The sequence below is a fragment of the Paracraurococcus lichenis genome, assembly GCF_030657435.1.
Classification (GTDB): Bacteria; Pseudomonadota; Alphaproteobacteria; order Acetobacterales; family Acetobacteraceae; genus Paracraurococcus; species Paracraurococcus lichenis.
The window spans coordinates 1-5,428 of the sequence record NZ_JAUTWS010000178.1; the positions used below are offsets into that span (position 1 = coordinate 1).

At 69.2% G+C, this 5,428-nt stretch carries 4 protein-coding genes; 3 read left to right on the forward strand and 1 reads right to left on the reverse strand.

Annotation, left to right across the window (positions count from 1 at the left end; all coding sequences use genetic code 11):
* Positions 1-20: 20 nt before the first annotated feature.
* Positions 21-332: an HU family DNA-binding protein gene (locus tag Q7A36_RS38130; protein WP_305109017.1), complete on the reverse strand. Its 312-nt coding sequence runs from the start codon at positions 330-332 to the stop codon at positions 21-23.
* A gap of 546 nt (positions 333-878) precedes the next feature.
* On the opposite strand from Q7A36_RS38130, the gene Q7A36_RS38135 reads away from it, so the two are divergent.
* The 3 genes from Q7A36_RS38135 to mutS form a co-directional block, all read left to right on the forward strand.
* Positions 879-1,589, forward strand: coding sequence for a hypothetical protein (locus Q7A36_RS38135; protein WP_305109018.1), 711 nt, complete (start codon positions 879-881; stop codon positions 1,587-1,589).
* Between the two features lie 153 nt (positions 1,590-1,742).
* Entirely contained in the window at positions 1,743-3,182 is a 1,440-nt protein-coding gene (locus tag Q7A36_RS38140) for a DUF6880 family protein (RefSeq protein ID WP_305109019.1), read from the forward strand.
* A 115-nt stretch (positions 3,183-3,297) separates the two neighbouring features.
* Positions 3,298-5,428 (forward strand): DNA mismatch repair protein MutS (gene mutS, locus Q7A36_RS38145; RefSeq protein WP_305109020.1); only part of this gene is annotated, 2,131 nt, incomplete at its 3' end.

The window sequence follows — 5,428 nt, forward strand, 5'->3', positions numbered from 1 at the left end:
TCCGGCAGGCGAGACCGCCGTCAGGCCCGTGCGGCTTTCCGCTTTGCCTTCTTCAGGCCGGCCAGCGCGTCTTGCTTCAGGTTCGGGCTCGCCTTGAACTTCACCGTCGCACCCGCCTTGACCTTGACCTGCTCGCCGGTGCGCGGGTTCAGCGCGGTGCGGGCCTTGGTCTCGCGCACCGCGAAGGAGCCGAACTCCGGCAGAGTGAAGCGGCCGGTGTCGATGATCTCGTCGCGGATCGCGCCGATGATGTCGGCTGCGAGGACGCCTGCCCGGCTGGCCGGCATGCCGGTGGCTTCGACGATGACGTCGGTTAGGAACTTCTTCGACATGCGCTGCAGACCCCCTCGATTCTCTGGCACACCCTGCGGTGGGATCGCTGATAGAGTCGACGTCCGGCGTGTCGTCAAGGCGTGGGTGGCGGCTATTGCGGCCAGCATCTCCGGCCCGGTGGCCTGACCTGGCCGACTTGCGCGGCACCCTCCGGGTCGAGGTCGATAAGCTCCGTTCTGCGGAGCTGAATAACCCGGGATTTGAGGTCATGCGGCCAACCTCACCGGTGATAATGGCCCGCGAGCGGCGACGCAGTCTGGTCGCGCCGAGATGTAGCCGTCGCGCTCTCGAGGGCAGCACGGCGGCATGGCAGGAGCAAGGCCGATCCCGGCACTCGTTGTGGGCACAGGCCGCCGCCGAGCCGCCTGCCCCACCCAATGTCCGGGCGGCTGGCTCGCTTGTGCCTCCCGGCTGCTGTCCCAGGCAAGCGACCCGTCCTTGGTCCCCTCCGCTCCGGCCAGCTTCAAATTTCAATCTGTCGGCATGGCTTCAAATTCAAAGTCGAGTTCCTATAATGTTCGCACGTACCCGGAGGGGCAGGGACCATGGCCAGGATCGCTCGCGACGAGTATCCGAAGATCCAGCATCTGGTGGATGTCGAGGCCAAGAAGGTGGCCGAGGTGGCTGCCAGCTACGGCTGCACGCCGGCGAACATCTACGCCATCCTCAGCAAGATGCGCCGCTCAGCCGACGAGGCAAGCACGCAGGCTGACCCGAAGGCACCCGCTGCCCCTGTTGCGGCGGATGCGGGTGCGCCGGCGGAGCCGCTCCCGGGCGCGATCACCTCCGCGGATCCGGCGCCGCCTGCCGATCTGTTTGCCGACCTGCCCGGACAGGCCGCCCCTAGACAGACCGATCCTGTTGAGGCCGAAGGCGTTCCAGCCCGTAGCGAGCAGGCTACATTCAGCGGACCTGCGCCGGCTGCCGAGGCGCCATCTCCAGAGCCCGGGGCGCAAGGACAGGTGGTCGCTCCACCAACTCCTGCCCCGGCGAACGGACCACCAAGCCGAGCCAGCAAGGCGATCTCGGCGGCCTCCCGGGCGATGCGGGATGCGACGAGGGGCGGGAAGGGCGCCGGGATCGCGCTCCTGATGCGGACCTCCGATGGCGAGGAGACCGCCCATCCGTTCCGTTCGCTCGAGGAGTTGCTGTCCGCCTCGAAACCGATCCTCCGCTCCGCCTCCCGCAGCGCTGAGCCGATCTGGTTCTCGATCCAGCAGGTCGACCTTGACGCTTTCGCGGCGGAGGAGTTCTGAGGACCAGGAGAGCGATGCGGCCATCACGCGGAGCCGTACACGCTGCGCTATTCCTGCCCGTCCGAGACAAACTGGGCTACCGCGATCGCAGACAAACCGTAGATGAAATTCGGACCGCGGGCAGCCTGAAGAGCTCTGGAGATCCTTGAGAGCATGGCGTCGAGGAAGACCGTCACCCCGGACAACCTGGCGGCGCTGGGTACGGAGCGTCTTGCCGCGATCCTGGTCGAGCTCGCGGAGGGTGACGCCGAGGTGAAGCGGCGCCTGCGCCTGGAGCTGGCCGCGCAATCCGGCGGCGACACCATCGCCGCCGAGATCGGCAAGCGCATCACTACCCTGAGGTCCGCGCGCTCCTTCATTGACTGGCAGAAACGCCGTGACTTCGTCAAGGATCTCGATCTGCAGCGGGCGATGATCGTCGACCGGGTGGCCCAGAGCCGCGCTGACCTGGCACTCGACCTGATGTGGCGGTTCATGGACCTCGCCGAGCCGGTGCTCAACCGCGTCGACGACAGCAACGGCTCGGTTGGGGATGTCTTCAGGAGCGCGTGCGCCGACCTTGGTGCAATCGCGCTCAAGGCCAAGCCCGATCCGGTGAGGCTCGCGGAGCAGGTGTTCGCCGCCGTGACCGCCAACGATTACGGCGTTTTCGACCACTTGGTGAGGATCATGCTCCCGGCGCTCGGTGATGCGGGGGCGGCGCATCTGCAGGATCGGCTGACCCGGGCGCTGGCGGACCGGTCCAGGAAGGCAGCCGAACGAGACTACCAGTCGCTGGTCCTGCGCTCTGCGCTCCAGGCCCTGGCGGACGGCCAGGGAGACGTTGACGCCTACATCGCACTGGTACCGCCGGAGGAGCGGCGTATGCCGCACGCGGGCACGGAGATCGGCCGCCGCCTGCTCGCCGCCGGGCGGGCAGCCGAGGCGCTTGCCGTGCTGGAACAGGCGAGGCCGAGGCGAAGCGCGGCCAGAGCCGCGCTTGACGACGACCTGTTTGCCACCGGATTTCCTGCCGACAACGATTGGGAGGAGACCTACATCGAGGCGCTCGAGGCCACGGGGAAGAAGGCCGAGGCGCAACGGCTCCGCTGGGCGGCGTTCGAGCAGCGGCTTTCGGCCGGTCAGTTGCGCGCGTACCTGAAGCGGCTGCCGGACTTCGAGGATGTGGAAGCCGAGGAGCGCGCAATGCAGCATGCTCTCAGCTTCCGGAGCTTCTCCGCCGCGCTCGACTTCTTCACGAGCTGGCCGGATCAGGCGCGGGCTGCGCAGCTCGTGCTGGCGCGGGCCAAAGGGATGAATGGTAACTTGTACCATCTGCTCGAGCCGGCAGCGCGGCTGATCGAGGGCAAGCACCCGCTGGCCGCGACCTTGCTCCGGCGCGCCATGATCGAGGACACGCTCGATGGTGCGAAGTCCACCCGCTACAAACATGCCGCACGGCACCTCCTGGAAATCCGCTCACTCGCGGCTGGTATCCCGGACTTCGCACCATTCGAGGCGCACGAGGCTTTTGTTGCCCGCCTGCGCTCCACGCATGGGCGGAAGACCGGTTTCTGGGGTCAGGTGAGCGAGCCTGCCGGAGATCGCGGGTGAAGCTCTGCTATCCTTCGCGTGCCCAGTTTGCCCGGCTTTATGGTCTGCCCGCCGGCAACGGCCTCGCGCCCTGCTTCCGGCTCGTCGCCCGGCTTCATACGGGTAGCCGCGTACGATGACCGCTGCGACGGCGATGGGACCGAGCCCGATGATGCAAGCCTATGCTGGCGTGCGTGCGGCCGCACCGGGCCACCTCGTCCTGTACCGGGTTGGCGAGTTCTACGAGGTGCTCGGGGATGACGCGGCCGTGGTCTCGCGTGCCCTCGGCCTGCAGCTCACCCGACGGCGGCAGAAGGACGCGCCCGACGTGCCGATGTGCGGCATCCCGGCCGGCTCGGCTGACGGCATGGTCGCCCGGCTTCTCGCGGCTGGCCACAAGGTCGCCATCTCCGAGCAGCCACCCGAGCCTGGCGGCGAGCGGCCGCTGCGCCTGCTGACGCCGGGGACCACGGTCGATGATGCCGTGCTCGCCGCCGGCCGCCCTAACATCCTTGCGGTCGCACTCGCGGTGGGGCAGTCGGTGGGCTTCGCCTTCGTCGATCTCTCCACCGGCGAGACCGGCACCCTGATGGCCTCGCTTGACGGCTGCGGCCCCGCACTCGCCCGCATCAGCCCTGCCGAGGTGTTGGTTGCCTGCTGGCCAGAAGGCTCGGAGGCGCTCGCGGTAGCACTGCGCAGCCAGGGCACACCTTTCTCCGACCTGCCGGCTGGTGCGCCTGACGTCGCGACTACGGCAGCGGCTCTTGCCGCTGCCTACGGCGAGCAGTGGCAGGAAGCACTGCAGGGCTTCTCGCCACCGGAGTTGGCCGCCCTCGCTGCCCTGCTGCTGCACATCCGGTCGATCACTGGCCGGCTGCCAGAGGCGCCGCTGCTGCCGCGCCGGGTGCCGTTCGGTGACACCCTGGAGATTGACGCCCCGACGCTGCGCGGCCTCGAGGTCCTCTCCTCCGCCTCCGGAGCAGGAGGGACGCTGCTCACCGTCATCGACCGCACCGTCACCTCCGCTGGGGCCCGACTGCTCACGCGCCAGCTGGCGGCACCGCAGACCAGCCCCGAGACGATCCGTCGCCGCCTGGCCATGGTGCGCTTTCTCGTCGGCACGCCGAAGGTGCGCGTCGGCTGCCGCGAAGCGTTGTCCAGCATGCCGGATGCGCTACGGGCATGCGGCCGGCTGGCGATGGGCAGTGGTGGGCCGCGTGACCTCGCCGCAATCCGGGACGTCCTGCGCCAGGCGACGGAGGCTGCGGCGATCCTGACGGGAACACCGGACACACCGGTCCCGCTCGCGGCCACGGCCCGCGAGCTCGCGGCGGCGGGGCAGGGGGCTTGTGGCGAGCTAGCCGCCACGCTCGCCCGTGCCCTGGTCCTCGTGCTGCCGGCCTCGGCGGAGGCGGGCGGCTTCATCGCCGAGGGACACAGCCGCGACCTCGACGAGGTGCGCCGCGAGGTCACTTCGCACACGGCCGCGATCGAGGCTCTGCAGTCCCGCTACGCCGCCGAGACCGGCGTGAAAGCCCTGCGGGTCCGCGCCAACAATGCCATCGGCTGGCATGTCGAAGTGCCGGCCGGACAAGCGGCGGCGCTGGGGAGTACCTTCGTTCTGCGTCAGGGGCTGGCCTCGACGACGCGCTTCACGACCTCTGAGTTGGACGGCCTGGCCTTGGCTCTGGAGGCGGCGAGCGAGCGCGCAGTCCGCCTCGAGCGCGCCGCCTTCGAGGACCTCCGCCGCCGCGCGCTCACCATACGCGCCGAGTTGGCGCGGGTCTGCCACGCCGCGGCTGCCCTCGATCTTGTCTGCGGGCTGGCCCAGGCGGCAGCCGAGTACCTGTGGTCGGAACCCGAACTCGATGAGGGGGCCGTGCTCGCCATTGAGGACGGGCGGCACCCGATGGCGGAGCCGCTCCTGGAGGGACAGGGCCGCACCTTCGAGCCGAACGGCTGCCACATGGATGAGGGCCGCCGCCTGTGGCTGCTCACCGGCCCGAACATGGCGGGCAAGAGCACCTTCCTGCGCCAGGTGGCGCTCATCGTGCTCATGGCCCAGATCGGCTCCTTCGTGCCGGCCCGACGCGCCCGAATTGGGGTTGTCGACAAGCTGTTCAGCCGGATCGGCGCTTCTGACGACCTCGCGGCGGGGCGCAGCACCTTCATGGTGGAGATGCTTGAGACGGCGGCGATCCTGAACCAGGCAACGCCGCGCTCCCTGGTCATCCTGGACGAGGTCGGGCGCGGCACCTCGACGCCTG

Excerpts from the sequence above, each read along its gene's own strand:
- Q7A36_RS38130 (WP_305109017.1), bottom strand. The coding sequence starts at position 332 with ATGTCGAAGAAGTTCCTAACCGACGTCATCGTCGAAGCCACCGGCATG.
- Q7A36_RS38135 (WP_305109018.1), top strand. The coding sequence starts at position 879 with ATGGCCAGGATCGCTCGCGACGAGTATCCGAAGATCCAGCATCTGGTG.
- Q7A36_RS38140 (WP_305109019.1), top strand. The coding sequence starts at position 1,743 with ATGGCGTCGAGGAAGACCGTCACCCCGGACAACCTGGCGGCGCTGGGT.